This is a genomic window from Streptomyces cinerochromogenes, from assembly GCF_014648635.1.
GTDB lineage: Bacteria > Actinomycetota > Actinomycetes > Streptomycetales > Streptomycetaceae > Streptomyces > Streptomyces cinerochromogenes.
The window spans coordinates 240,933-266,237 of sequence record NZ_BMRM01000004.1 but is presented as its reverse complement, the minus strand read 5'-3'; the positions used below and the strand labels follow the sequence as shown (position 1 = coordinate 266,237).

Annotated in this window: 28 protein-coding genes; 14 read left to right on the top strand and 14 right to left on the bottom strand. The window is 69.4% G+C overall.

Features of this window, described 5'->3' with window-relative positions:
• The first annotated feature begins 154 nt into the window (after positions 1-154).
• The gene (locus IEZ20_RS10265) at positions 155-1,018 is read left to right on the top strand and encodes a hypothetical protein (RefSeq protein ID WP_189296699.1); all 864 of its coding nucleotides are present in this window, start codon (positions 155-157) and stop codon (positions 1,016-1,018) included.
• Between the two features lie 130 nt (positions 1,019-1,148).
• Here the strand turns inward: IEZ20_RS10265 and thiC are convergent, their stop codons facing one another.
• The gene (gene thiC / locus IEZ20_RS10260) at positions 1,149-2,933 is read right to left on the bottom strand and encodes a phosphomethylpyrimidine synthase ThiC (protein ID WP_229896001.1); all 1,785 of its coding nucleotides are present in this window, start codon (positions 2,931-2,933) and stop codon (positions 1,149-1,151) included.
• Between the two features lie 250 nt (positions 2,934-3,183).
• Between thiC and IEZ20_RS10255 the strand changes: the two genes are divergently transcribed.
• Complete coding sequence (locus IEZ20_RS10255) at positions 3,184-4,683, top strand: YibE/F family protein (RefSeq protein ID WP_189297037.1); 1,500 nt, start codon at positions 3,184-3,186, stop codon at positions 4,681-4,683.
• 147 nt (positions 4,684-4,830) lie between these two features.
• On the opposite strand, the gene IEZ20_RS10250 is transcribed toward IEZ20_RS10255, so the two are convergent.
• The 4 genes from IEZ20_RS10250 to IEZ20_RS10235 form a co-directional block, all read right to left on the bottom strand.
• Complete coding sequence (locus IEZ20_RS10250) at positions 4,831-5,268, bottom strand: SsgA family sporulation/cell division regulator (RefSeq protein WP_189296697.1); 438 nt, start codon at positions 5,266-5,268, stop codon at positions 4,831-4,833.
• Positions 5,269-5,367: 99 nt separating this feature from the next.
• The gene (locus IEZ20_RS10245) at positions 5,368-6,093 is read right to left on the bottom strand and encodes an IclR family transcriptional regulator (RefSeq protein WP_373303920.1); all 726 of its coding nucleotides are present in this window, start codon (positions 6,091-6,093) and stop codon (positions 5,368-5,370) included.
• 422 nt (positions 6,094-6,515) lie between these two features.
• On the bottom strand, positions 6,516-6,728 hold the full coding sequence (locus tag IEZ20_RS10240) for a DUF5326 family protein (protein ID WP_189296695.1): 213 nt from the start codon (positions 6,726-6,728) through the stop codon (positions 6,516-6,518).
• Between the two features lie 132 nt (positions 6,729-6,860).
• Positions 6,861-7,178, bottom strand: coding sequence for a cupin domain-containing protein (locus tag IEZ20_RS10235; protein WP_189297033.1), 318 nt, complete (start codon positions 7,176-7,178; stop codon positions 6,861-6,863).
• Between the two features lie 104 nt (positions 7,179-7,282).
• Here IEZ20_RS10235 and IEZ20_RS10230 point away from each other — a divergent pair, with 104 nt between their 5' ends.
• The 5 genes from IEZ20_RS10230 to IEZ20_RS10210 all read left to right on the top strand — a co-directional run bounded on the left by IEZ20_RS10230 (position 7,283) and on the right by IEZ20_RS10210 (position 10,998).
• Positions 7,283-7,660: a phage holin family protein gene (locus tag IEZ20_RS10230; RefSeq protein ID WP_189296693.1), complete on the top strand. Its 378-nt coding sequence runs from the start codon at positions 7,283-7,285 to the stop codon at positions 7,658-7,660.
• 7 nt (positions 7,661-7,667) lie between these two features.
• Positions 7,668-8,159 (top strand): low molecular weight protein-tyrosine-phosphatase, encoded by a 492-nt coding sequence (locus tag IEZ20_RS10225; RefSeq protein WP_189296692.1) that lies wholly within the window; start codon positions 7,668-7,670, stop codon positions 8,157-8,159.
• Positions 8,156-9,304, top strand: a complete 1,149-nt coding sequence (locus IEZ20_RS10220) for a cystathionine gamma-lyase (RefSeq protein ID WP_189296690.1) — start codon at positions 8,156-8,158, stop codon at positions 9,302-9,304. Before IEZ20_RS10225 ends, IEZ20_RS10220 begins: the two co-directional genes overlap by 4 nt.
• Before the next feature lie 218 nt (positions 9,305-9,522).
• On the top strand, positions 9,523-10,428 hold the full coding sequence (locus IEZ20_RS10215) for a LysR family transcriptional regulator (RefSeq protein ID WP_189296688.1): 906 nt from the start codon (positions 9,523-9,525) through the stop codon (positions 10,426-10,428).
• 87 nt (positions 10,429-10,515) lie between these two features.
• Positions 10,516-10,998: an NUDIX domain-containing protein gene (locus IEZ20_RS10210; protein WP_189296686.1), complete on the top strand. Its 483-nt coding sequence runs from the start codon at positions 10,516-10,518 to the stop codon at positions 10,996-10,998.
• Between the two features lie 44 nt (positions 10,999-11,042).
• Here IEZ20_RS10210 and IEZ20_RS10205 read toward each other — a convergent pair whose 3' ends face one another.
• Positions 11,043-11,666, bottom strand: coding sequence for an HAD family hydrolase (locus IEZ20_RS10205; protein ID WP_189296684.1), 624 nt, complete (start codon positions 11,664-11,666; stop codon positions 11,043-11,045).
• Between the two features lie 149 nt (positions 11,667-11,815).
• Here IEZ20_RS10205 and IEZ20_RS10200 point away from each other — a divergent pair, with 149 nt between their 5' ends.
• Complete coding sequence (locus IEZ20_RS10200) at positions 11,816-12,682, top strand: GNAT family N-acetyltransferase (RefSeq protein WP_189296682.1); 867 nt, start codon at positions 11,816-11,818, stop codon at positions 12,680-12,682.
• A gap of 88 nt (positions 12,683-12,770) precedes the next feature.
• Here IEZ20_RS10200 and IEZ20_RS10195 read toward each other — a convergent pair whose 3' ends face one another.
• Positions 12,771-13,190 (bottom strand): GlcG/HbpS family heme-binding protein, encoded by a 420-nt coding sequence (locus IEZ20_RS10195; protein ID WP_189296679.1) that lies wholly within the window; start codon positions 13,188-13,190, stop codon positions 12,771-12,773.
• Positions 13,191-13,297: 107 nt separating this feature from the next.
• Entirely contained in the window at positions 13,298-14,506 is a 1,209-nt protein-coding gene (locus IEZ20_RS10190) for an MFS transporter (RefSeq protein WP_189296677.1), read from the bottom strand.
• A gap of 145 nt (positions 14,507-14,651) precedes the next feature.
• Here IEZ20_RS10190 and IEZ20_RS10185 point away from each other — a divergent pair, with 145 nt between their 5' ends.
• Together IEZ20_RS10185 and IEZ20_RS10180 are read left to right on the top strand one after the other, a co-directional pair.
• Complete coding sequence (locus tag IEZ20_RS10185; protein ID WP_189296675.1) at positions 14,652-15,110, top strand: MarR family winged helix-turn-helix transcriptional regulator; 459 nt, start codon at positions 14,652-14,654, stop codon at positions 15,108-15,110.
• 9 nt (positions 15,111-15,119) lie between these two features.
• Positions 15,120-15,572 (top strand): GNAT family N-acetyltransferase, encoded by a 453-nt coding sequence (locus IEZ20_RS10180; protein WP_189296673.1) that lies wholly within the window; start codon positions 15,120-15,122, stop codon positions 15,570-15,572.
• 106 nt (positions 15,573-15,678) lie between these two features.
• Here the strand turns inward: IEZ20_RS10180 and IEZ20_RS10175 are convergent, their stop codons facing one another.
• Positions 15,679-17,064 (bottom strand): serine hydrolase domain-containing protein, encoded by a 1,386-nt coding sequence (locus IEZ20_RS10175; protein WP_189296671.1) that lies wholly within the window; start codon positions 17,062-17,064, stop codon positions 15,679-15,681.
• 73 nt (positions 17,065-17,137) lie between these two features.
• The gene (dnaB, locus tag IEZ20_RS10170) at positions 17,138-18,616 is read right to left on the bottom strand and encodes a replicative DNA helicase (protein ID WP_189296669.1); all 1,479 of its coding nucleotides are present in this window, start codon (positions 18,614-18,616) and stop codon (positions 17,138-17,140) included.
• Positions 18,617-19,092: 476 nt separating this feature from the next.
• Between dnaB and IEZ20_RS10165 the strand changes: the two genes are divergently transcribed.
• Positions 19,093-20,436, top strand: coding sequence for an MATE family efflux transporter (locus tag IEZ20_RS10165; protein ID WP_189296667.1), 1,344 nt, complete (start codon positions 19,093-19,095; stop codon positions 20,434-20,436).
• Positions 20,437-20,585: 149 nt separating this feature from the next.
• Here the strand turns inward: IEZ20_RS10165 and rplI are convergent, their stop codons facing one another.
• From rplI to rpsF, 4 genes are all read right to left on the bottom strand, one after another.
• Positions 20,586-21,032: a 50S ribosomal protein L9 gene (gene rplI / locus IEZ20_RS10160; protein ID WP_189296665.1), complete on the bottom strand. Its 447-nt coding sequence runs from the start codon at positions 21,030-21,032 to the stop codon at positions 20,586-20,588.
• A gap of 18 nt (positions 21,033-21,050) precedes the next feature.
• Entirely contained in the window at positions 21,051-21,287 is a 237-nt protein-coding gene (gene rpsR, locus IEZ20_RS10155) for a 30S ribosomal protein S18 (RefSeq protein ID WP_003949403.1), read from the bottom strand.
• An 80-nt stretch (positions 21,288-21,367) separates the two neighbouring features.
• Positions 21,368-21,946 (bottom strand): single-stranded DNA-binding protein, encoded by a 579-nt coding sequence (locus IEZ20_RS10150; RefSeq protein WP_189296663.1) that lies wholly within the window; start codon positions 21,944-21,946, stop codon positions 21,368-21,370.
• Positions 21,947-22,027: 81 nt separating this feature from the next.
• Positions 22,028-22,318 carry a 30S ribosomal protein S6 gene (gene rpsF, locus IEZ20_RS10145; protein ID WP_014673750.1) on the bottom strand — a complete coding sequence of 97 codons (291 nt, stop codon included), beginning with the start codon at positions 22,316-22,318 and terminating at the stop codon, positions 22,028-22,030.
• Positions 22,319-22,591: 273 nt separating this feature from the next.
• On the opposite strand from rpsF, the gene IEZ20_RS10140 reads away from it, so the two are divergent.
• The 3 genes from IEZ20_RS10140 to IEZ20_RS10130 all read left to right on the top strand — a co-directional run bounded on the left by IEZ20_RS10140 (position 22,592) and on the right by IEZ20_RS10130 (position 25,260).
• Positions 22,592-22,906 carry a hypothetical protein gene (locus IEZ20_RS10140; protein WP_189296661.1) on the top strand — a complete coding sequence of 105 codons (315 nt, stop codon included), beginning with the start codon at positions 22,592-22,594 and terminating at the stop codon, positions 22,904-22,906.
• A 118-nt stretch (positions 22,907-23,024) separates the two neighbouring features.
• Positions 23,025-24,143 carry a lipid II:glycine glycyltransferase FemX gene (locus tag IEZ20_RS10135; protein WP_189296659.1) on the top strand — a complete coding sequence of 373 codons (1,119 nt, stop codon included), beginning with the start codon at positions 23,025-23,027 and terminating at the stop codon, positions 24,141-24,143.
• A gap of 85 nt (positions 24,144-24,228) precedes the next feature.
• The gene (locus IEZ20_RS10130; protein ID WP_189296650.1) at positions 24,229-25,260 is read left to right on the top strand and encodes an alanine racemase; all 1,032 of its coding nucleotides are present in this window, start codon (positions 24,229-24,231) and stop codon (positions 25,258-25,260) included.
• Positions 25,261-25,305 lie beyond the last annotated feature (45 nt).

The window sequence follows — 25,305 nt, the reverse complement described above, 5'->3', positions numbered from 1 at the left end:
CGCGTCCGCGCAGGCAGGGACGCAATTTCCGGCAATCCCCTGTCACCGCGCGCCGTCACGGCTCTACCATCGGCTTATCCGTAGCAGGCTCCCCTCCGTTTCTGCCCGACGGCTCGTCGCCATGCGAGCCCCAAGCCCTACGGAGCATCGGGGGATGCACATGAACAGCGTTCCGCAGCACCTGCAGAGCGAGGACCGCCAGGAATTCGAGCGGCTCCTCGATGAGGCGCTGCGCTCCGCACCGCACCGACCGGAACTGGCCGCTGTCGGCGAGCGGCTCAACCTCGAACAACTGCGCACCATGGCACTCAACGCCTCCGCCCTGATCACGGCAGCCGCGGCGGCCGAGTACCAGCACTACGTCGAACTCCGTGACGAACTGCGTCACCCGGCGCTGTCCGCACCGCGTCCCTCCGGCAACTCCGGTCCGCTAGACCCCGGTTCGACCGCCGAAGACCCCGCAGAGCCCCTCGGGGACACCACGGAGAGCGCCGGAGCGGGCGCCATCGCGGTCGTCGCCGTCCTGGCTCCTGTCCTCTCCGGAACCGCAGCGGCGATCTTCCTGCTCGTCGGCTACATCCTGCGGATGCTGGACCCCGGCCACACCCTCGCCCGGACCCTGCTGACCACGGGCTGGGTGTTCGGCGCCATCACCGCCGCAGCGATCCTCATCGCCGCCGTCGGCCTGCTGCTCACCGCCCTGCGCAACAGCACGGCGACGGAGGCCCGGACACAGGACGCGGCCCACGAGGAGCTGGCCAGAGCCCGCGAGGCATGGCGAGAGGCCCTGCTGGAGCGCGGCATCCTGCCCTTCCTCAGGGAGGCACTCGCCGAGCCCGGCCCGACCGCCGCCCGCCACCCGGCCCCGCCCGCACCGACCGGCCGCATCCCGCGACTGGGCTATGACCGTCCCGGCTTCAGCAGTCCCGACGACGGCACCGAGTCCGGCCGCCCGAGCTACACCAGCCCCGACTACACGAGCCCGGACTTCGGCGGTCCTGAGCACCAGCCCGAATAACCCCGGCGCCGGGAACGAGCGGCCAACCGGTGTGGTGCCCCCACCCGGTCAGCCGCCGGCCCGTCCGCCCCGGAACCGCGCCGGCCGCCGACGACGCGTCAGCCGGCGCGGTGTGTTCACCGCGGGTCGTTCAGTCGGCGATCGGGAGGTAGACGCGGTTCCCGGCCGCCGCGAACTCCTTCGACTTCTGGGCCATGCCGTCCTCGATCTCGGACCGGCTGCCACCGTGTTCACGCCGGATGTCCTGCGAGATCTTCATGCTGCAGAACTTCGGACCGCACATGGAGCAGAAGTGGGCCGTCTTGGCGGGCTCGGCCGGCAGGGTCTCGTCGTGGAACTCCCGTGCCGTCTCCGGGTCCAGTGCGAGGTTGAACTGGTCCTCCCACCGGAACTCGAAGCGGGCGTCGGACAGTGCGTCGTCCCACTCCTGCGCACCGGGGTGCCCCTTGGCGAGGTCCGCCGCGTGCGCCGCGATCTTGTAGGTGATGACGCCCGTCTTGACGTCGTCCCGGTTGGGCAGGCCCAGGTGTTCCTTGGGCGTGACGTAGCAGAGCATCGCCGTGCCCCACCAGGCGATCATCGCGGCACCGATGCCGGAGGTGATGTGGTCGTACGCCGGCGCGATGTCCGTGGTCAGCGGGCCGAGCGTATAGAACGGAGCTTCATCACAGATCTCCTGCTGAAGGTCGATGTTCTCCTTGATCTTGTGCATCGGGACGTGACCGGGGCCCTCGATCATCGTCTGTACGTTGAAACGCTTGGCGATCCTGTTGAGTTCCCCGAGCGTCCGCAACTCCGCGAACTGCGCCTCGTCGTTGGCGTCCGCGATCGACCCCGGCCGCAGACCGTCACCCAGCGAGTAGGTGACGTCGTAGGCGGCGAGGATCTCGCACAGTTCCTCGAAGTTCTCGTACAGGAACGATTCCTTGTGGTGGGCCAGGCACCACGCGGCCATGATGGAGCCACCGCGCGAGACGATGCCGGTCTTGCGGTTGGCGGTGAGCGGGACGTACGGCAGCCGCACGCCCGCGTGGACAGTCATGTAGTCCACGCCCTGCTCGGCCTGCTCGATGACGGTGTCCTTGTAGATCTCCCAGGTCAGTTCCTCGGCCTTGCCGTCGACCTTCTCCAGGGCCTGGTAGAGCGGCACGGTGCCGATGGGGACAGGGGAGTTGCGCAGGACCCATTCGCGGGTGGTGTGGATGTTGCGGCCGGTGGACAGGTCCATGACCGTGTCGGCGCCCCAGCGGGTCGCCCAGGTCATCTTCTCGACCTCCTCCTCGATGGAGGACGTCACCGCGGAGTTGCCGATGTTGGCGTTGACCTTCACCAGGAATCGCTTGCCGATGATCATCGGCTCGATCTCCGGGTGGTTGACGTTGGCCGGCAGCACGGCCCGGCCCGCCGCGATCTCCTCGCGGACCACTTCGGGCGAGACGTTCTCGCGAAGGGCCACGTACTCCATCTCCGGCGTGATCTCACCCCGGCGGGCGTACGCGAGCTGCGTCACCGCCTGGCCGTTCCGGCCCCGCCGCGGCTGACGCGGACGTCCAGGGAAGACCGCGTCCAGGTTGCGCAGTCCGCCGCGCGGCGAGGTGTGCTTGATCCCGTCGTCCTCCGGACGGACCGGGCGGCCCGCGTACTCCTCGGTGTCGCCGCGGGCGATGATCCAGTTCTCCCGCAGCGGCGGCAGACCCCGGCGGACATCCGTGTCGACGAGTGGATCGGTGTACGGGCCCGACGTGTCGTACAGGGTGACCGACTGCCCGTTGGTGAGGTGCACCTGACGGACCGGCACGCGCAGGTCGGGGCGCGAACCCTCGACGTACGCCTTGTGCCAGCCGATGGACTTCCCGGCCTCCTGCGACGTCTCGCTCTGAACGGAGGCAGGCGTGCGTGCGTCCTTGTTGGTCATGAGACCTACTCCCTACGCCGGCATTACCCGGTAACAGGTTCGGCGGTCGACGCAGCGGTTTCCGTCTGCCGAGGCTTCGTGTGGAACATCGGTTGTTCCACGTGAAACATCGCGTGTACGGAGGTCAGCGCCCTCTCAGCCCGGTGCTCCGAGCTCCCGCGTGTGCAAAGGTGCCTCCACGCTAGCGCCATGTGTGGCGCGGCGAACAGTGGGCCCCCACCGTTCTTGCGATGATCGGGCGGTGACCAGGATGGAGCAGTACCCCTACCAGCCGCCCGAACCGCGCCGCCGGGACGAGCCGGCACACGGTGCCGGACACGGCCACGACGCCCATGAAGGCAGCCGTGCGGCCGCTCCCGCCCCGGGTCGTTCGCACGGCCCTGATCACGGTCATCCAGGTGGCCACGGCCCCTCGAACGGACCTGGTCAGTCGAACGAACCTGGTCACTCGCACGGCCACAGCCACAGCCACGGCCCTGCCGCCCCCGTGTCCAAGCACCTGCGCAAGGTCATCGCGGCGGTCCTGGTCCCCTTCACCGCGGCGGTCCTGGTCGGCCTCGTGGTGCTCTGGCCCGGGCAGGCCCCGTCGCACAAGCGCACGGGCGTCGGCTTCGACCGGCAGACCCAGCAGGCCACTGTCACCCAGGTCGTCGAGGTCAGCTGCAAGTCGGTGAACGCTTCCGGCGGCACCCCGACGGGCGACACCTCCACCGCCGAGGGCTCTTCGGCGCAGCAACAGGCCGACGGCACCTGCAAGAAGGCGACCGTCCGGGTCGACACCGGCAAGGACAAGGGCCGTACGTTCACGGAGATCGTGCAGCCGGACCAGTCGCGGCAGCTGCGCCAGGGCGAGAAGGTCGTGGTCGCCTACGAGCCCTCGGCCCCCAAGGAACTGCAGTACGCGGTGACCGATGTGAACCGGAAGTTCCCCATGGCACTGCTCGCGGGCATCTTCGCGGTGGCGGTCGTCGTGGTGGGCCGGCTGCGCGGCGTCATGGCACTGGTCGCCCTGGCCGTGAGCTTCCTGGTGCTGACGATGTTCATCCTGCCCGCGATCCTGGAGGGATCGAACCCGTTGGTGGTGGCCGTGGTCGGCTCGAGCGCCATCATGCTGATCGCCCTCTACATGTGCCACGGCCTGTCGGCCCGCACCTCGGTGGCCGTGCTCGGCACACTGATCTCCCTCTCGCTGATCGGCGTGCTCGGTTCGCTGTTCATCGGCTGGGCCGCGCTGACCGGCAACACGGACGACAACACCGGCCTGATCCACGGCCTGTATCCGTCGATCGACATGAGCGGTCTGCTGCTGGCCGGCGTCATCATCGGTTCGCTCGGCGTCCTGGACGACGTGACGGTGACACAGACGTCGGCCGTCTGGGAGCTGCACGAGGCCAACCCGTCGATGGGCTGGCGCGGCCTGTACCGGGCGGGCATCCGCATCGGCCGCGACCACATCGCGTCCGTGGTCAACACTCTCGTACTCGCCTACGCCGGTGCCGCACTGCCGTTGCTGCTGCTGTTCTCGATCGCGCAGAGCAGTGTGGGGACCGTGGCCAACAGCGAGCTGGTGGCGGAGGAGATCGTGCGCACGCTGGTGGGCTCGATCGGTCTGGTCGCCTCGGTCCCGGTCACCACGGCACTGGCCGCACTGGTGGTGTCGGCCGACCGGCCCGGCCCGGGCGTCCCGGCCCCCATGGGGGCGCAGCCCGCCCCGGCCCGTGGGGGCCGGGGCCGACGCCGAAAGCGGTGAGCGGCGAGGGACTCAAGGCGAGGAGTGAGGGGCGAGGGCGCAGCGGGGAGGCCTCCGGTACGCCGGGTCCCGGAGCCCCCTGCAGAAGCGTTCCTGCACCGCTGCGTCCGGCATGGCACAACGTCCGCCACCCCGTGCCGTGACGCTTCAGCCGGCGCTCTGCTCCTCGGCCAGGATGCGGTCCAGCGCCTCGTCCAGATGAGCGTCGAAGTCGGCCAGCGCCCCCTCCTGTCCGAGCGGGACGAGCTTGTCCGTGCGGTCGAGGAAGGCCACGAGCGGCGGCGCCGACGAACGGAACAAGGCCTGGTCACCACCGACCTGAAGCCGGATCAGAACCTCACCCAGTACGTCGGCGTCGGCAGGGGCGATGTGCACATCCCCCTCCCCGCACGGGTGGCCGACCCCGTCGATCAGCAGTTCCCGCCCGAAGGCCCAGGTCACCGGCGCATCACCGGGCAGATGAAAAGTGAGCCGAACGGCGTAGGGATCACAGGTCTCGTAACGCAACTCCACGGGAATGCGGAAGGACAGCTCCTCCGACACGAGAAAGCTCATCATGACTTCTGCCTGTACGGACTCGCGCATCGCCTACCCCGTCATATGACATCGACTGGCCGGGAATGATCCCTCTGACCGTGGACAAATCTTGCTGAAAGTACACGACAGATCACAAGGAGTAAGTTTTCAGATACTGATAGAGAGGGTGAGCGACCCCAGGTGCCGCCCGATCTCCGTCTGCAGCTGGTGTGCCGCGGGCAGCAGCCGGTCCGCCTGGTGGGCGGGGAGGGAGAGGGCGATGGTGGCCGCGGTGGGGCCGACCGTGATCGGGACCGCCGCGCAGACCGTCCCGACCGCGTACTCCTGACGCTCCACCACCGGTTCCATGCGCCGCGTGCGGGCCAGCCGCCGCAGCAGCGCGTCGTTGTCCCGCACGGTGTACGGCGTGAGGGGCCGCACGGGATAGCGCGCGAGATGGTCGCGCCGCGCGTCCTCGTCCAGCTGGGAGAGCAGGCACTGCCCGATGGCGTGCGCGTGGCCGGTCTCGCGGAAGTCGGCCCACTCCTCCACCGCGGGCGCCTGACGGGACCCGGAGACGCACATGACCTCGATCTCGCCGCCCCGGTACATCGCGTAGTACACCGGCACACCGATGGAATCGCGCCAGTGCGCGAGCATGTCCGTCACTGTGCTGCGACGTTTCTGCTGCGCCCCGCTGCGGCCCAGCCGCTCCGCGGCCTCCCCGAGGAAGAACAGCCCCTTCTCCCGGCGCAGATAGCCCTCGTGCACCAGGGTGCGCAGCAGGTGGTACGCCGTGGGCAGCGCGAGCCCGGTCTCACGGGCGAGTTGTTTGGCGGGAGCGCCGTACGCGTGGGAGGCGACGCTCTCCAGCAGGCGCATGGCGCGCTGCACGGATCCGATGAGTGTGGAGGTGGGTGTGCCGGTGGCCGGCGGCCCCGACCGGGCGGCGCCGGACGGCGGTGCGGAGAGGCCCGCGGCGCGTGGGACCCCGGTGACGTCCGCCGCGTGCGGCTGGCCGGGAACGGCCGGCGGGGCCGGGCGCTGGACGGGGGGCGGACAGGGGCGTGGTGGGGCGAGCGGTGCGTGGGGTACTGCCGGGGCGGTGTCAACCGTGGCCAAGGGTCACTCCCGAAGCGCGAGGGGGAGCCCGTGCGGAGAAGAGCACGGCGGGGTCTGCGTCACCCACGGGGCCGGGCCCCGCGGGGGGTTCCGGACTCTAACCGCCCGCCACCGCGCACAGATGCGGTCCCGGCGAAACTTCCCTCCCGCGAGGGAACCGGCACTCCGTCACGGGTGACCGGCTCCCGAAGGCCTCACCAGTCGCTTCGGGAGGAGGAGTTCCCCAGGAACTTGCGCACGACGTAGATCAGTCCGCCGACCAGGGCGACGAAGACCAGCACCTTGAACAACAAGCCGATCACGAAGCCGACCACGCTCGCTATCAGGCCGCCGAACACGACCAGGGCGATGACCGGCACCGCGACCCACTTCACCCACCACGGCAGCCCCGCGAAGATCTCTCGCATGCCCTCGTCCTTTGCGTCTCGTGCGTTGTCGGTGTTCCGCACTCGATGCTAGGGCCGCGCAGGGCCCGGACGGGGGCCTCGCATCCCTTGTCTCCCCCTGACCCGTCCCCTAGGGAACCCCAGGGTGCCGGCTCACGCCTCGGGCGGAGAGAACACCACGAGCACCCTGAGGTCCTCGCTGACGTGGTGGAACTTGTGGGCGACTCCGGCGGGGACGTACACGATGCTGCCCCGCGCCACCTGGGTCGTCTCCAGGCCGACCGTGATCGAGGCCCGGCCGCTGACCACGAAGTACACCTCGTCCTGGCCGTGCGGCTTCTGCGGGTCGTGCTCGCCCGCGTTCACGGCGTACAGGCCGACCGACATGTTCCGCTCGCGCAGGAACTGAAGGTAGGCGCCATCGTTGGCGGCGCGTTCCGCCTCCAGTTCGTCCAGCCGGAATGCCTTCATCGCCGCTGCCGCCCTCGCCTCGCTGCTCGCTGTCCCGCTGCTCACCGCAGTACCCCTCGCCGCCCGTACAGCCAGGGCCCGCCCGGTCTGCCACGATCAGACACATGAAGAATTTCGTAGTCAAGACGATCGCCAACGCGGGCGCTCTGGCGGTCGCGGTATGGCTGCTCGACAAGATCACGCTCACCGGTGACAGCACCGCCAAGAAGGCCGGCACGCTGATCGCCGTCGCGTTGATCTTCGGCTTGGTCAACTGGCTGGTCAAGCCGATCGTGAAGCTGCTCACCTTCCCGCTCTTCATCCTGACGCTGGGTCTGATCACCCTGGTGGTGAACGCCCTGATGCTGCTGCTGACCTCCTGGGTGTGCGGCAAGCTCGATCTGAGTTTCCATGTGGAGGGGTTCTGGACGGCCGTTCTCGGCGGCCTGATCATCTCTGTCGTCTCCTGGGCGCTGCACGTCGTCCTGCCCGACGAGGACTGACCGCCTCATGACTTACCGCGTCTGTTTCGTGTGCACCGGCAACATCTGCCGCTCCCCGATGGCCGAGTCCGTCTTCCGCGCGCGCGTGGCGGAGGCCGGGCTCGATGACCTGGTGGCGGCCGACAGCGCCGGTACCGGCGGCTGGCACGAGGGCGAGCCCGCCGACCCGCGCACGGTCTCGGTCCTGGAGGAGCACGGCTACGACAGCGAGCACACGGCCCGCCAGTTCCTGCCGTCGTGGTTCGCCCGCCTCGACCTCGTGATCGCCCTCGACACCGGCCATCTCAAGGCCCTGCGCCGCCTGGCACCCACCGAGGAGGACGCGGGCAAGGTCCGTCTGCTCCGTTCCTTCGACCCGTCCGCCGGTGACGACCTCGACGTGCCGGACCCGTACTACGGGGGGCGGGACGGCTTCGAGGAGTGCCTTGAGATGGTGGAGGCGGCGAGCACCGGCCTGCTCGCCGCCGTACGGGAAGAACTGGAAGGACGGGCCGCATGAGCGACGCCACCAAGGACGAGGGCCGCGCCGGCGACGGCACGCGCGCGGTACGGGCGGGGCTGCCCGAGCCGGTCAAGCACGAGCCGACCCTGCCCGGACCGGTGTTCGCGGCACACTTCCACCTGCCCGGCGAGGCGACGGGCTCGTATCTGTACGGCCGGGACGACAATCCGACCTGGACGCTGCTGGAGCGGGCGGTCAGCGAGCTGGAGGCGCCCGGGCGGGAGGACGCCGAGACGCTGGTCTTCGCCTCCGGCATGGCGGCGATCTCCGCCGTGCTGTTCTCGCAGCTGCGCGCCGGGGACGCGGTCGTGCTGCCGTCCGACGGCTACCAGGTGCTGCCGATGGTCGGCGCCCAGCTGGAGGCGTACGGCATCGAGGTGCGCACCGCGCCGACCGGCGGGGACGCCCAGCTGGAGGTGCTCGACGGGGCGCGGCTGCTGTGGATCGAGTCACCGTCGAACCCCGGGCTCGACGTGTGCGACATCCGGCGGCTGGCCGAGGCGGCACACGCGCGGGGCGCCCTGGTGGCCGTCGACAACACCCTCGCCACCCCGCTCGGGCAGCGTCCGCTGGAGCTGGGCGCCGACTTCTCCGTGGCCAGCGGCACCAAGCAGCTCACCGGGCACGGTGATGTCCTGCTGGGCTACGTCACCGGCCGCGACGCGGAGGCGATGGCCGCCGTACGCCGCTGGCGCAAGATCGTCGGTGCGATCTCCGGGCCCATGGAGGCCTGGCTCGCGCACCGGTCCATCGCCACGCTCCAGCTGCGCGTGGACCGGCAGAACGCCACGGCCCTCGCGGTCGCGGAGGCGCTGCGACAGCGGCCGGAGGTCTCCGGCCTGCGTTACCCGGGTCTGCCCGACGACCCTTCGCACAAGATCGCGGCGCAGCAGATGCGTCGCTACGGCTGTGTCGTCTCCTTCACGCTGCCCACACGCGCGCGTGCCGAGCGCTTCCTCGCGGCCCTGCGGCTGGTGGAGGACGCGACGAGCTTCGGCGGGGTACGGTCCACCGCCGAGCGTCGTCGCCGCTGGGGCGGGGACGACGTCCCGGAGGGTTTCATCCGCATGTCCGTCGGCGCGGAGGACCCCGAGGACCTGGTGACCGACGTACTGCGCGCCCTGGACGAGTCCGCCGAGTGAGCACGAGGCGCCCGCGCGCCGAGCCGTCAGGACGGTCCGAGCCTCCCCCCCCCTCGTGGCTCGGACCGTCCGCGGCTTTCCTGGGAGAAAGAACGTGCGGACAAGGCTAGTTGACTCAGCGTCAGTGTCCAATCACGCTAGCTCCAGAGGCCTATCTACTTATTTATGGTTGGCGCCTGCCTGGGGCCGGAGCAGGGCAGCGCCAGGGGAGGCACGCCATGGATCTGGCCTTGCTGCGGACCTTCGTCACCGTCCACAGGGCCGGCTCCTTCACCCGCGCCGCCGCGCTGCTCGGCCTCTCCCAGCCCGCCGTCACCTCGCAGATCCGTACGCTGGAGCGCCAGCTGGGCAGGCCACTCTTTCTCCGTCAGGCGCGTGGAGTGACCCCGACGACCATCGGTGACGAACTCGCACACAAGGCCGCCCCGCATCTCGACGCCCTGGTGGAGATAGCCGGCAACGGGCTGGACGACGAGTCCTCGTCACGGACGCTGCATCTGGCCGGACCTCCGGAGTTCACCGCCGAGCGTGTCCTGCCCGCGCTCACGGAGCTGACCGGCGACGACAGCCAGGGCTTCGCCCTGCGCGTCTCGTTCGGAACGGCCGAGGAGGTGCTCGAAGGACTGGCCTGTGGTCACCACGACCTCGCCATCAGCACGGACCGGCCGCGCGGGGCCCTGCTCACCGCGAGTCCGCTCTGCGACGAGGAGCATGTCCTCGTCGCGGCTCCCCGCTGGGCTGAGCGGATCGGCCCGTACGCCCTGCTCCGGAAGGGCGCGTCCGTCCTGGAGCACCTGCCCGTCGTGGAGGTCCACGAGTCGCTGCCGTTCGTCTCGCGCTACTGGGCCTCCGTCTTCGACTGCCACCCGGCCGCCACCGGAGCGGTCATCGTTCCCGATCTACGGGCCGTGCTCTCCTGTGCGACAGCCGGGGCCGGACTCGCGGTCCTGCCCCGCTATCTGTGCGGTCCGGCCCTGGCGCGAGGCACGATCGTCGCCCTGCACGAACCGGCGGTACCGCCGCTGCGCACGTATTTCCTGGTGGTGCGGAACGGAACACTGGCTCTGCCTCCCGTCGCGCAGGCCCATGAGTGGCTTCAGCGTGCTGCTACGGCCTGGTGCTGAGACCACCGGCCGGGAGCGTACGCGCTGCGGTCGTGTCGTGGCGCTTTGCGATGTTTCACGTGGAACCAGCCGGGCCACATTTCTCCCATGACCGTCCGACCCGTGGTCAAGCGCACCGCCCGTGCCGTTCTGCTGGACGGTGACGACCTGATCCTGATCAAGCGCACCAAGCCCGGTGTTGATCCCTACTGGGTCACCCCCGGTGGCGGAGTCGAACCTGGGGACTCAACCGTCGTGGACGCCCTGCACCGGGAGGTGTACGAGGAACTCGGCGCCAAGATCACCGATGTGGTGCCGTGCTTCGTGGACACGGTGGAACACATCGGTGAAGACGGGGGCGCCACCGGGGTGAAGGTGCAGCACTTCTTCGTCTGTCGGCTGGAGTCCATGGACCCGGCCCTGCGCCATGGCCCCGAGGTGGACGAGCCGGCCGGTGAGTACGAGATCGTCCGCATCCCGTTCACCCGTGTCGGCATCGCCTCCGTCCACCTCGTCCCGCTGTCCCTGCGCCACTATCTGGACGGAAACATCGAGGGGGTCCGCGCCATGCACGCCCCTGATCTCGGATAAGCGGTCACCCGGCAGCGACGCGCAGTGCTTCCACCGCGTCGGTGCTATCCGACCAGCTCATAGGCATCCCACAGGTCCCGGCCGGTGTAGGAGTGGGTCGCGAGCCCGGTCAGGTGGGCATCGGCATTGACAGCCACGGACACCGGTACGGCGGCGAACAGCTCCGTGTCCGACGACGAGTCGCCGTAGGCCACACAGTCGGCCCGGGTCAGACCGAACTCCGCGCAGAGGCGGTCCGCGACGGTCACCTTGGCCACGGCGCTGAGCACCCCGGACGGGTCGACAGGCTCGGTGAACGGTACGGCCGGGAAACGCGATCCATGCGCCGCATGGGCGCCCCAGTCGAGCAGGAGTTCCACGAAGAAGGAGGGCGAGAGCGATACCACGGCGCAGTATTCACCCACGCTTCTGATCTGCGCCCAGACCTCGCGGATCCGGGCCAGCCAGGGAGCCGCCTCGAACGCGGCCCGTACGTGGGCCTCGGTCAGATCCGCCCAGAGAGCGTGGACCTGAGCCGCGTACTCCGGGGGGCCGATCCGCCCCTGCGCGATCGCCCGATCCAATGCCACGGTCTCGGCCTCCAGCCCCAGTTGACGGGAGATCTCCACCGGTGCGGTGGTGCCGTGCAACAGCGTGCCGTCCAGATCGAAGAGGTGAAGTCTCGCCATGGCCCAGAGGCTAGTGGGCCGCCGATGTTTCACGTGAAACATCACAGCTGTCGATCGGCTGTACGCATGGCCACGAGTTGGCCAAAAGCACGTGCGTCTGCATCGAAACCGGTGGACGGCAAGGGTGCCGGTCGGACAGCCTGACCTGCGTGCCAACTCCTCCCCTCGCTGCTCTGCCCATCCGCCGCCTGACGCTTCGCGATCTGACTGCCTGCGCCGATCTGTCCGAGGACCGGGGGTGGCCACGCGAGGAACACAAGTGGGGCCTTCTGCTCTCGGCCGGGAAGGGCTACGGCATCGATGATCCCGAGGGCGGCCTCGTCGCCGCATGCGTGGTCACGGAGTACGGCGCGTGGGAGCGGCCGGATCTCGGCGCCATCGGCATGGTCCTGGTGGCCGGGCGCCACGCCCGTCAGGGCATCGGGCGCCGCTTGATGCGGCACGTCGTGTCACTCATGGCAACCACGCCGCTGACCCTGCACGCCACACCGTACGGCCGTCCCCTCTACGAGGAACTGGGTTTCAAGGTGACGGGCCGGGCGGAGATGCTGAAGGGCCGCTTCACGCCCAGCGGCCCGGAATCGGCGGTCGTCACGCGTGCCGCCACCGCGGACGACCTGCCCGCGATCCTGCGTCTGGACGAGGAGGTGTTCGGCAGCGACCGCACACCTCTCATCACCCGGCTGCCCGCCTTCGCCGATCAGCTGCGGGTGGCCGAGGAGGACGGACAGCTCATCGGCTACACAGCCGCGTGGCCCAATATGGACACCCATGTCGTCGGCCCGCTGATCGCCCGGGACACGGAGACCGCCAAGGCGCTGATCGCCTCGCTGGCGGCCCGTACCGAGCGCCCCCTGCGCACCGACATCGACGTGCGCCATGAGGAGCTGCTGACCTGGGCGAAGGAGCGGGGGCTGGCCTCCATCGCCTTCAACGCGGTGATGACCTACGGCATCACGGAGCTGCCGGGGGACTGGACCCGGCGGTTCGCGCCCCTGACGGTCGCCGCGGGCTGACCCGCGGACGACACAGGCCGGCCCCCGCCGCTCGGAAGCGGCGGGGGCCGGCGTCATGAGGCCGAGGTACGCCCGGACGAGCTGTGACTCAGGCGAGCGCCTGCACGGCCGCGGTGGCGAACCCGTGGTCCTGCTCCGGCGCACCGCCGCCGACACCGATCGCACCGATCAGCCGGCCGTCACGGTGGACGGGGATGCCGCCCGCGATGAACAGCAGGGGGCGGTCGAGGGCCGTGGGCAGCGTGTGGAAGAGGCCGCCGGGCTGGACGGCGTCCACGAGGTCGGCGGTGGGCGCGTTGAGCTGGAGGGCCGTGTAGGCCTTGCGCGTGCTGGTCTCACCGGAGATCAGTACGGCCCGGTCGTCCCGGCGGAAGGCGAGCAGATGGCCGCCGGCGTCCAGGACGGTGACGCTGACGGTGACTCCGGCGTCTTCGGCCGCCCGGCGGGCCGTGGCGACGAGCAGCTCGGCGTCCTCGGTGGTGAGCGGGGTGACGGCGGTGGTGCTCATGGAGCTGTCTCCTTGGATGGTGCTGTGTGGATGCTGCCGTACCGGAGGGCGCCCGGTACGGACGTCTGTGGATGGGCGGACGGCGCGGCGCCTGCGGTGTGGGCGGCTCAGTGGTGGACGGGGGTCCGCTGCCCGGCCGGCGTCCCGGAGGCGACGACGGCACCGTGCGCACGGTCGCGGCGCTCCAGGGCGGCCGAGAGGACGGCGAGGACCAGAGCGGCGGCGGCGAGGGCGGCGCCGACCCAGTTGGGGGACGTGTAGCCGAGGCCGGCCGCGATCACCAGGCCGCCGAGCCAGGCGGACAGGGCGTTGCCCAGGTTGAAGGCGCCGATGTTCACCGCCGAGGCGAGCGTCGGGGCTCCGTGCGCCTGGTCGAGGACGCGCTTCTGCAGCGGCGGCACGGTGGCGAAGCCCAGCGCGCCGATCAGGGCGATGGTCACCGCTGCGGCGATCTTGTTGTGGGCGGTCAGCGTGAAGAGCGCCAGGACGACGGCCAGGGCTCCCAGGGACACGTACAGCATCGGCATCAGGGCGCGGTCGGCGAACTTGCCGCCGACGAGGTTGCCGCCGACCATGCCGAGGCCGAACAGGACCAGCAGCCAGGTGACCGAGCCGTCGGCGAAACCGGCGATGTGGGTCATCATCGGCGCGATGTAGGTGATGGCCGCGAAGACACCGCCGAAGCCGAGGACGGTCATCGCCATGGCGAGCAGGACCTGGGCGTTCTTGAAGGCGGCCAGCTCGTGGCGCAGGTGGACACCCTCCGGGCGCGGCAGCTCGGGGACGAGCTTGGCGATGCCGATCAGGCCGAGCACGCCGAGGCCGGCGACGACGGCGAAGGTGACGCGCCAGCCGACGCTCTGTCCGATGAACGTGCCCAGCGGGACGCCGACGACGTTGGCGACGGTCAGGCCGGTGAACATCATGGCGATGGCGCCGGCCTTCTTGTCGGGTGCGACCAGCTCGGCCGCGACGACGGATCCGATGCCGAAGAAGGCACCGTGGGCGAGCGAGGCGATCACCCGTCCGACCAGCATGATCGCGAATACCGGGGCCACGGCGGAGAGCAGGTTTCCGGCGATGAAGAAGCCCATCAGCAGCATCAGCATCCGCTTGCGCGGGACCTTGGTGCCGAGCGCGGTCATCAGCGGGGCACCGATGACCACGCCGAGCGCGTAGCCGGTCACGAGCAGGCCCGCCGTGGGGATGGAGACCCCGAAGTCACCCGCGACCTCGGGCAGCAAGCCCATGATCACGAACTCGGTCGTTCCGATTCCGAAGGCCCCGATCGCGAGGGCCAGAAGCGCGAGAGGCATGAAGGGGTACACCTTCCCAAACGATTGCAGGAGCGCTTTGCGTTCGTTCACAATAGTTGCAGACGCGGGATAAACGCAAGCGACGACTATTGCGGTGGTGCTCTACCCTTGTGATGCAGCCGCTCCGGGACGGAGGAGAACGCCAATGACAGCGACGGACCCCGCGCTCACTGCCCTCGCCCAGGGCTGGTGCGCCCTCTCTGCGCTGCACGGGAGGATCGAGGCGCACATCGAGCGCGCCCTGCAGGCCAAGCACGATCTGAGCGTGCGCGAGTACTCACTGCTGGATGTGCTCAGCAGGCAGCACGACGGTGAGGGCGGGCACCTGCAGATGAAGCAGGTCGCCGACGCGGTCGTGCTCAGCCAGAGCGCCACCACGCGCCTGGTGACCCGACTGGAGGATCGCGGCCTGCTGGAGCGCTATCTGTGCCCCACCGACCGACGCGGCATCTACACCAACGTCACCTCGGCGGGCCTGCGCCTGCTGGAGGAGGCCCGGCCCACCAACGACGCCGCTCTGCGCGAGGCCTTGGACGACGCTGCCAGGAACCCCGAACTCGCCCCGCTGGTCCGTGTGGTGGAGTCGCTGAACGTGCCCGCATAGGGTGCGCGCATGGGAGATCTTGAAATACGTGCCGCGACCGCCGACGACCTGCCGGCGATCGTCGCGATGCTCGCCGATGATCCGCTCGGTGCCCAGCGCGAGTCCCCCGACGACCTGACGCCGTACCGGACCGCGCTGGAACGCCTCGCCGCCGACCCGAACCAGCATGTCGTCGTCGCCGTGCGCGCGGGCCGCGTGATCGGGACCCTCCAGCTCACGATCATCCCGGGACTCTCGCACAAGGGGGCCACCCGAGCGCTGATCGAGGCGGTGCGCATCCACGCCGACGAGCGGGGCAGTGGGCTGGGCAGCCGGCTGATCGAGTGGGCGGTCGACACCGCCCGGCGGCTCGGTTGCCGGATGGTGCAGCTGACGTCGGACAAGACGCGCACCGACGCCCACCGCTTCTACGAGCGGCTGGGCTTCTCCGCCTCGCACGAGGGTTTCAAGCTGCCCCTTTGACCCCCAGGCTGCATCTTCGCCACCCCCTTCCGCGCACTGGAATGAGGCAGGGGGTGTTTTCCGGGCAGGGGGTGTTTCACGTGAAACACCCCCTGTGACCGGCGGGTTAGCCGATGCCCCGCCACCCCTCCGAGTCCACACCGCCGGGCACCGACGAGCCGGGCTCGTACGGCTGTCGGGTGAACACGAACGAGCCAAGATCGAGATGGCTCAGGGACCCGTCCGGGCGCCGTACGGGCCGCAGCAGCTCACCGGCGTAATAGCCCTCCAGCCCCGTCCAGGTGCCGTCGCCGTTCGCCCGGAACCGGGCCCGGCGACCGCCGCCGGCCAGGGGTGCCAGCGCGAGAAGGCCGTCGGCGGTCGCGCGCAGACCGAAGGCATAGGTCCCCCAGTACCACTGCCCCACCAGCTCCAGTACCGCCGGATCGACCTCGCGCAGCGGCCGCCAGGGCTCGGGGATCCGTGGCTCCGCCTCCGCGACGATCCGGACGAGGTCCGCTCCGACGGCCGCCACCAGCAGGCCGCTGGTGCAGTTGGCGAGCACCACCGCGGCCACATCGTCGTCCACGCTGATGGTGACGTTCGCCAGAAAGCCCGGCAGGGACCCGGAGTGCCCGACGAGCAGTCGGCCGTCCCGGCGCTGGATCTGCATGCCCAGCCCGTACGTGGCTCCGTCCAGCACGTCCGCGGCCTCGGCAGGCGCCGCCGGGGTGCGCATCTCCCGTACCGACTCCGCGCTCAGGACACGGTCGTCCCCACGGGCCAGAAACACGGCGAACCGCGCCAGGTCGCCGGTAGTCGACCAGAGCTGGCCGGCCGACGCCATCCGGCCCAGGTCCTCCAGCGGCTCGGGCAGCAGCGCGTCGGCCCACGGGTGAACGGCCCAACCGCCCGCGTGCGGGGGAACCGGCTGTGCACTCGTCCGGTGCAGTCCCAGGGGTTCGAGGATCTCGCCGCGCAGCACCTCTTCCCAGGGAGCGCCGCGTACCTCCTCCACCAGGGCGCCGAGCAGGGTGTAACCGGGATTGGAGTAGTGGTGCCGTCGGCCGACGGGATGCACCACGGGCTGCTCCCCGAGCACATCGCTCAACTCCGGCCGCAGGGAACCGGGCGTCCGCTCCCACCAGGGCGCGGGCGTTTCGGCCGCCAGCCCCGCGGTGTGGGCGAGGAGTTCCGCGATCGTCGCCTCCCCCACGCCGGTACCCGGCAGATGCTTCTCCAGCGGATCACCGAGATCGAGCAGACCCTCGTCACGCAGCCGCATCACCAGGACGGCGGTGAAGGTCTTGGTGATGGATCCGATCCGGTACTGCACGGTCTCGTCCGGTCCGTGTCCGTCCACCGAGGTCCGCGCCCCGTGCCAGACCGCCTGCCCGTCCCGTACGACGGCGGCCACCAAAGACGGAGCCCGTCCTTCGGCCTGTGCGACGGCGATGCGGTGCAGCAGGGCACGGCGGGTGCCGGGCAGCAGCGCTTCCTGAGTTGTCGTCATGGCCCCCAGTCCACCCGGTGCGGAGGCGGGCGTCGAATCCATTTGCCCCGCACAGGCGGACGAGCCCGGGGGATCAGGTCTGGGCCATGTCCACGAAGCGGGAGTAGTGACCCTGGAACGCCACCGTGATGGTGGCCGTCGGACCGTTTCGGTGCTTGGCGACGATCAGGTCGGCCTCACCCGCGCGGGGGGACTCCTTCTCGTAGGCGTCCTCGCGGTGCAGCAGGATGACCATGTCGGCGTCCTGCTCGATGGAGCCGGACTCACGCAGGTCGGAGACCATCGGCTTCTTGTCGGTGCGCTGCTCGGGGCCACGGTTGAGCTGGGAGAGCGCGATGACCGGGATCTCCAGCTCCTTCGCGAGCAGCTTGAGGTTACGGGACATGTCCGAGACCTCCTGCTGACGGCTCTCGGCACGCTTGGAGCCACCGGACTGCATCAGCTGGAGGTAGTCGATGACGACCAGCTTGAGGTCGTTGCGCTGCTTGAGGCGCCGGCACTTGGCACGGATCTCCATCATCGACAGGTTCGGGGAGTCGTCGATGTACAGCGGCGCGGCCGACACGTCCGGCATCCGGCGGGCGAGCCGCGTCCAGTCCTCGTCGGTCATCGTGCCGGACCGCATGTGGTGCAGGGCGACCCGGGCCTCCGCGGACAGCAGACGCATCGCGATCTCGTTGCGGCCCATTTCGAGCGAGAAGATGACGCTCGGCAGGTTGTGCTTGATGGAGGCCGCCCGCGCGAAGTCCAGGGCGAGGGTGGACTTACCCATGGCGGGACGGGCCGCGATGACGACCATCTGGCCCGGGTGGAGGCCGTTCGTCAGCGAGTCGAAGTCGGTGAACCCGGTGGGCACGCCCGTCATCTCGCCGCTGCGCGAGCCGATCGCCTCGATCTCGTCCAGGGCGCCTTCCATGATGTCGCCGAGCGGGAGGTAGTCCTCGCTGGTGCGCTGCTCGGTGACGGCGTAGATCTCGGCCTGGGCGCGGTTGACGATCTCGTCCACGTCCCCGTCGGCCGCGTATCCCATCTGCGTGATGCGCGTGCCTGCTTCGACCAGGCGGCGCAGGACGGCCCGCTCGTGGACGATCTCCGCGTAGTACTCGGCGTTGGCCGCCGTCGGCACAGTCTGGACGAGGGTGTGCAGATACGCGGCGCCGCCGACCTTGTTGATCTCGCCGCGCTTGGTGAGTTCGGCGGCGATGGTGATCGGGTCGGCCGGCTCGCCCTTGGCATAGACGTCCAGGATGGCCTGGTAGATCGTCTCGTGCGCGGGCTTGTAGAAGTCGTGGCCCTTGAGGATCTCCACGACGTCGGCGATGGCGTCCTTCGACAGCAGCATGCCGCCGAGGACCGACTGCTCGGCGTCCAGGTCCTGGGGCGGCACCCGCTCGAAGGCGGAACCTCCGCCGTCCCAGCCGCTGTTGTCCCGGCCCCGGTCGTGCTGCTCGTCACGACCCCGGCCGCCGTCACCGCGCCGACGGGAGGCCGGCAGACGATCACTGGGTCCGCTGTCGGCCCACGGATCGTCCAAGGGCTCGGAAATGCTCACCGAGCCACCTCCTCCCGTCCGCACGGCGGACCTCGCCGTGTCCTCTTTTGTACGGCACGACACTGACAACTAAGAGGCCCAACTCCGGTTCCTGCGACGTCGGATTTGTGACGATTCCCCGGCCGGACGATGGATGCTTGCCGGGCCGGGAGAAGGAGCGGGCGCCGGACAACCGTAGGCCCGTCGGCACCGTCAGCCAATCTGGTTATCCACAGGCCATGTGGACGACTGGCCCGATGCTGTGGAGAACTCGGCGAAACCTGTGCACGACCCGGTGGAAAGCCCTGTGAACAAGCCCTCGATCTCCCCACCGACAAGCCCCTGACCTGCACTTTTATGATCCACCGGCTGTGCAGAGAAAAAACTTCCCCAGTCGGGCCAAGATCGCCTCGAACGGTGCCCGAAAGGACACGAGCCGAGAAGGGAAGTAAGGAGCACTTCCCAGTTGCATCACTTACCTGTGGACGATTAGATTGATGCTCATGACACAGGCTCCGGAGATCCCCCAGGCCACTCGGCGGCAGCACGACCGAGAAATCGTCGCGCTGGCCGTCCCGGCCTTCGGCGCGCTCGTCGCCGAGCCTCTCTTCGTCATGGCGGACAGTGCCATCGTCGGCCATCTCGGCACCGCTCAGCTCGCCGGTCTCGGCGTCGCCTCGGCGCTCCTCACCACCGCCGTCAGCGTCTTCGTCTTCCTCGCCTACGCCACCACGGCCGCCGTCGCCCGCAGAGTCGGAGCCGGTGATCTCCCGGCGGCCATCCGCCAGGGCATGGACGGCATCTGGCTGGCACTGCTGCTCGGCCTCGCCGTGATCGCCGTCGTCCTGCCCCTGGCCCCCGGCATCGTGAACCTCTTCGGCGCCTCCACGACCGCGAGCCCCTACGCCACGACGTATCTGCGGATCTCCGCGCTGGGCATCCCCGCCATGCTCATCGTCCTGGCCGCAACCGGAGTACTGCGCGGACTGCAGAACACCAGGACCCCGCTCACCGTCGCTGTCGCCGGCTTCATCGCCAACGCCGCCCTCAACGCGGGACTCGTCTACGGCGCCGGGCTCGGCATCGCCGGCTCCGCATGGGGCACGGTCATCGCGCAGTGCGGCATGGCAGCCGTCTATCTCACCGTCGTCGTACGCGGGGCCCGTCGGCACGGTGCCTCCCTCCGGCCCGACGCCGTCGGCATCCGGGCCTCGGCCCAGGCCGGCGTCCCTCTCCTGGTCCGGACGCTCTCCCTACGAGCGATCCTCATGATCGCCACAGCGGTAGCCGCGCATCTCGGTGACGCCGACATCGCCGCGCACCAGATCGTCCTCTCCCTGTGGAGCCTTCTCGCCTTCGCACTCGACGCGATAGCGATCGCGGGGCAGGCCATCATCGGCCGCTACCTCGGCGCGGACGATGCCGAGGGGGCACGCCTCGCCTGCCGTCGCATGATCCAGTGGGGCATCGCGACCGGCGTCGTACTGGGCCTGATCGTGGTGGCCGCACGGCCGCTCTTCCTGCCGCTGTTCACCAGTGACTCCGGGGTGAAGGACGCCGCACTGCCGGCCCTGCTGCTCGTGGCACTCTCGCAACCCGTCTGCGGGATCGTCTTCGTCCTGGACGGGGTCCTGATGGGCGCCGGCGACGGCCCCTACCTGGCCTGGGCCATGGTCCTCACCCTGGCCGTGTTCGCTCCGGTGGCCCTGCTCGTCCCCACGCTCGGCGGCGGACTCACCGCGCTCTGGGCGGCGATGACGCTGATGATGACGGTCCGGCTGCTGACCCTGTGGCTGCGGGCCCGCTCGGGCCGTTGGATCGTGACAGGCGCGACCCGCTGACCGTTTCACGAGTTCGCTGACCGTTTCACGTGAAACACGTCTTCAGGGGAGCGGCTGCTTCAACAGGAAACGCGCATGGAAAAGGGGCCGCACCCTGAAGGGTGCGGCCCCTTTCACTGGCTCAAGCGAGCGCAGCGATCACGCGGCGATCAGGCCGCGACGACCTCGATGTTGACCTTGGCGGCAACCTCGGGGTGCAGACGCACGGACGTCTCGTGGGCGCCCAGGGTCTTGATCGGAGCGGACAGCTCGATGCGGCGCTTGTCCACCTCGGGGCCACCGGAAGCCTTGATCGCGGAAGCGATGTCGGCCGGGGTGACGGAACCGAAGAGACGGCCGGAGTCGCCGGAGCGGACGGCCAGGCGGACCTTGACGCCCTCGAGCTGGGCCTTCACCTGGTTGGCCTGCTCGATGGTCTGGATCTCGTGGATCTTGCGAGCACGACGGATCTGCTCGACGTCCTTCTCGCCACCCTTGGTCCAGCGGATAGCGAACTTCCGCGGGATCAGGTAGTTGCGAGCGTAGCCGTCCTTGACGTCGACGACGTCGCCGGCGGCACCGAGGCCGGAGACCTCGTGGGTGAGGATGATCTTCATGAGTCGGTCACCCTTCCCTTAGCGCGCGGTGGACGTGTAGGGCAGCAGCGCCATCTCACGGCTGTTCTTGACGGCCGTGGCGACGTCACGCTGGTGCTGCGTGCAGTTGCCGGTCACGCGGCGGGCACGGATCTTGCCGCGGTCGGAAATGAACTTCCGCAGCATGTTCGTGTCCTTGTAGTCCACGTACGTGACCTTGTCCTTGCAGAAAGCGCAGACCTTCTTCTTAGGCTTGCGCACAGGCGGCTTCGCCATGGTGTTTCTCCTGTGTGATCAAGAAGTTGGGGTACGACCCGCCCTCGACCCGGACCGGCCCGAAGGCCTGGCCCGAAGGCTTAGAAGGGGGGTTCGTCCGAGTAGCCGCCACCGCCGCCGGAGCCTCCGCCCCAGCCGCCGCCACCCTGGTTGCCACCGGCGGGAGCGCCGGTCGCCCACGGGTCGTCGGCCGGAGCGCCGCCGCCCTGCTGGCCGCCACCGGAGCCTCCGCCCCAGCCGCCGCCACCCTGGCCGCCACCGCCGCCGTAACCACCCTGGCCACCGCGAGCGCCACCGGCGGTCTTGGTGACCTTGGCCGTGGCGTTGCGCAGGCTGGGGCCGACTTCCTCGACGTCCAGCTCGTAGACCGTGCGCTTGACGCCCTCGCGGTCCTCGTAGGACCGCTGCTTCAGCCGGCCCTGCACGATGACGCGCATGCCTCGCTGGAGCGACTCGGCGACGTTCTCCGCCGCCTGGCGCCAGACCGAGCAGGTCAGGAAGAGGCTCTCGCCGTCCTTCCACTCGTTCGTCTGGCGGTCGAAGGTGCGGGGGGTGGACGCGACGCGGAACTTCGCGACCGCCGCACCGGACGGGGTGAAGCGCAGCTCGGGGTCGTCGACAAGATTGCCGATGACCGTGATGACGGTCTCGCCTGCCATGGGGGAACCTCTCGGCGGGTTTGCTGCTCTGGCTGCTTGGTTGCTGCTACTCGAATCCCGAGATCAGCTGAGCGCGGGCGCTCAGTGGGTCTCGGGGCGGAGGACCTTGGTCCGGAGGACCGACTCGTTCAGGTTCATCTGGCGGTCGAGCTCCTTGACGACCGCAGGCTCGGCCTGCAGGTCGATGACCGAGTAGATGCCCTCGGGCTTCTTCTTGATCTCGTAGGCGAGACGACGACGGCCCCAGGTGTCGACCTTCTCAACCTTGCCGCCGCCGTCACGGACGACGGACAGGAAGTTCTCGATCAGCGGGGAGACAGCGCGCTCCTCGAGATCGGGGTCGAGGATGACCATCACCTCGTAGTGACGCATGTGGAACCCACCTCCTTTGGACTCAGCGGCCACGGTCGTTCCGTGGCAGGAGGGTTGTGATGCGTACGCAACGGTATCGGCCGCCACTGACAATCGGGGTCCCCTCAGGGGAGCCGGGCAGTGTGACCTGGACAGGTCTGGGCAGACACCAGTGCAGACGGTACAGACTACCCGCACACCCGCTTCCGGTTGAAATCCGGCCGTCGAGGCCCACAATCTGTACACATCGGGTGTGTACGGCGCTACGATGCGCCGCTTCCGCAGGAGGTGCCCATGGCACAGGCATTGCGACCCAACACCGCCGGTTCCCTCTTCGCCACGGACGGCAAGCCCCATCCGCTGCAGGACGCCCTGATGGCGATCACATTCGCCCTGGGCCTGCTGTCCTTCATCACATCCTTCTTCCACAGCCTCCACCTGCTGAGCTCCTGGGCGGGCCTGGTGGCACTGGCCACCGGCGTGTACGGGCAGTGGGTCTCGGAGACCACGAGGGAGCGGTTCTTCCTGATCCTGGGTCTCGGTGCCGCGGGAGTCGGCTTCCTGATCGGCATGGCGCACGGCGGCCTGTTCGGCGGGCTGATCGGCTGACCCGCCGGGACAAAGGGCCGTACGCCCAGTCGGGGCGCTCGCACGGCGCAGTAGGCTTCGGCGCGAGAGCCGGAGCCCCTGTACCCATGGGGACACACCAGCCCGAGGAGCGCCCCGAATGAGCCTGACCCTGAGGACCATCAGTCGCGAGCAGCATCTGGCATTCATCCAGAGCCTGCCGGCGGCGAGCCACATGCAGGTCCCGGCCTGGGCAGATGTGAAGGCGGAGTGGCGCTCGGAGAACCTCGGCTGGTTCGACCGGAGCGGCCAGCTGGTCGGCGCGGGCCTGGTCCTCTACCGCCAGCTGCCCAAGATCAAGCGCTACCTCGCCTACCTGCCCGAGGGCCCGGTCATCAACTGGTACGCGCCGAACCTGGACGACTGGATCCAGCCGATGTTGGCGCACCTGAAGCAGCAGGGTGCCTTCTCCGTGAAGATGGGCCCGCCGGTGATCATCCGCCGCTGGAACGCGGACACCATCAAGAGGGGCATCCAGGACCCGGACGTCAAGCGGTTGCGCGACCTGGAGGCCGACTTCATCGAGCCGCGCGCCTTCGAGGTGGCCGACAAGCTGCGCCGCATGGGCTGGCAGCAGGGCGAGGACGGCGGCGCCGGCTTCGGCGACGTGCAGCCCCGTTACGTCTACCAGGTGCCGCTGGCGAACCGCTCCCTGGAAGAGGTCCACAAGAACTTCAACCAGCTGTGGCGCCGCAACATCAAGAAGGCCGAGAAGGCCGGCGTCGAGGTCGTCCAGGGCGGCTACCAGGACCTGGCCGAGTGGCAGCGGCTGTACGAGATCACGGCCGTCCGTGACCACTTCCGGCCCCGGCCGCTGTCGTACTTCCAGCGCATGTGGACGGCCCTCAACACCGAGGACCCCAACCGCATGCGGCTGTACTTCGCCCGCCACAACGGCGTGAACCTGTCCGCGGCGACGATGCTGATCGTCGGCGGGCACGTCTGGTACTCCTACGGCGCCTCCGACAACATCGGGCGTGAGGTCCGGCCGTCGAACGCCATGCAGTGGCGGATGCTGCGCGACGCCTACGCGATGGGCGCGACCGTCTACGACCTGCGCGGTATCTCCGACTCGCTGGACGAGACCGACCACCTCTTCGGCCTGATCCAGTTCAAGGTCGGCACGGGCGGCCAGGCCGCGGAGTACCTCGGCGAGTGGGACTTCCCGCTGAACAAGCTGCTCCACAAGGCGCTCGACATCTACATGTCGCGCCGCTGAGCCGCGCGGGCGTTTGATTCCATAGCCTTCACAGCTCACACACCTTCGATCCACCCCAGCCACGAGAAAGGTTCCGGGTCCGGCCATGGCGCTCACGCTCTACGTCGACACCGCGCGCTGGCGGGCGCACCACAAGCACGTGCAGGAGCAGTTCCCCGGGCTCGTCCCGGTCTGCAAGGGCAACGGTTACGGCTTCGGGCACGAGCGGCTGTCGGAGGAGGCCACACGGCTCGGTGCGGACATGCTCGCTGTCGGCACCACCTACGAGGCCGCGCGCATCAAGGACTGGTTCGGCGGTGACCTGCTCGTGCTCACCCCGTACCGGCGCGGCGAGGAGCCGGTGCCGCTGCCCGACCGGGTGGTCCGCTCGGTGTCGTCGATCGACGGTGTGTACGGCCTCGTGGGTGCCCGTGTGGTCATCGAGGTGATGTCCTCGATGAAGCGGCACGGCATCAGTGAGCAGGATCTGCCCCAGCTGCACCAGGCCATAGAGAACGTCCGCCTGGAGGGCTTCGCCATCCATCTGCCGCTGGACCGCACCGACGGCTCGGACGCCGTCGAGGAGGTCATCGGCTGGATGGACCGGCTGCGCGCGGCACGGCTGCCGCTGCACACGATGTTCGTCAGCCACCTCAAGGCGGACGAGCTGGCCCGGCTCCAGCAGCAGTTCCCGCAGACCCGGTTCCGCGCGCGCATCGGCACGCGGCTGTGGCTGGGGGACCACGAGGCCACCGAGTACCGCGGTGCCGTCCTGGACGTCACGCGCGTGGCGAAGGGCGACCGGTTCGGCTACCGGCAGCAGAAGGCGGCCTCGGACGGCTTCCTGGTGGTCGTGGCGGGCGGTACGTCGCACGGGGTGGGCCTGGAGGCTCCGAAGGCCCTGCACGGCGTCATGCCGCGCGCCAAGGGCGTCGCACGCGCCGGGCTCGCCACAGTGAACCGGAACCTTTCTCCGTTCGTCTGGGGCGGCAAGCAGCGCTGGTTCGCCGAGCCGCCGCACATGCAGGTCTCGATCCTGTTCGTGCCCGCGGACGCCCCCGAGCCCCAGGTGGGTGACGAGCTGGTGGCCCATCTGCGGCACACCACGACCCAGTTCGACCGTCTCGTGGACCGCTGAGTCCGTCCGGGACAACGTGAAGGCCGTATCCGGAACGCCCGGATA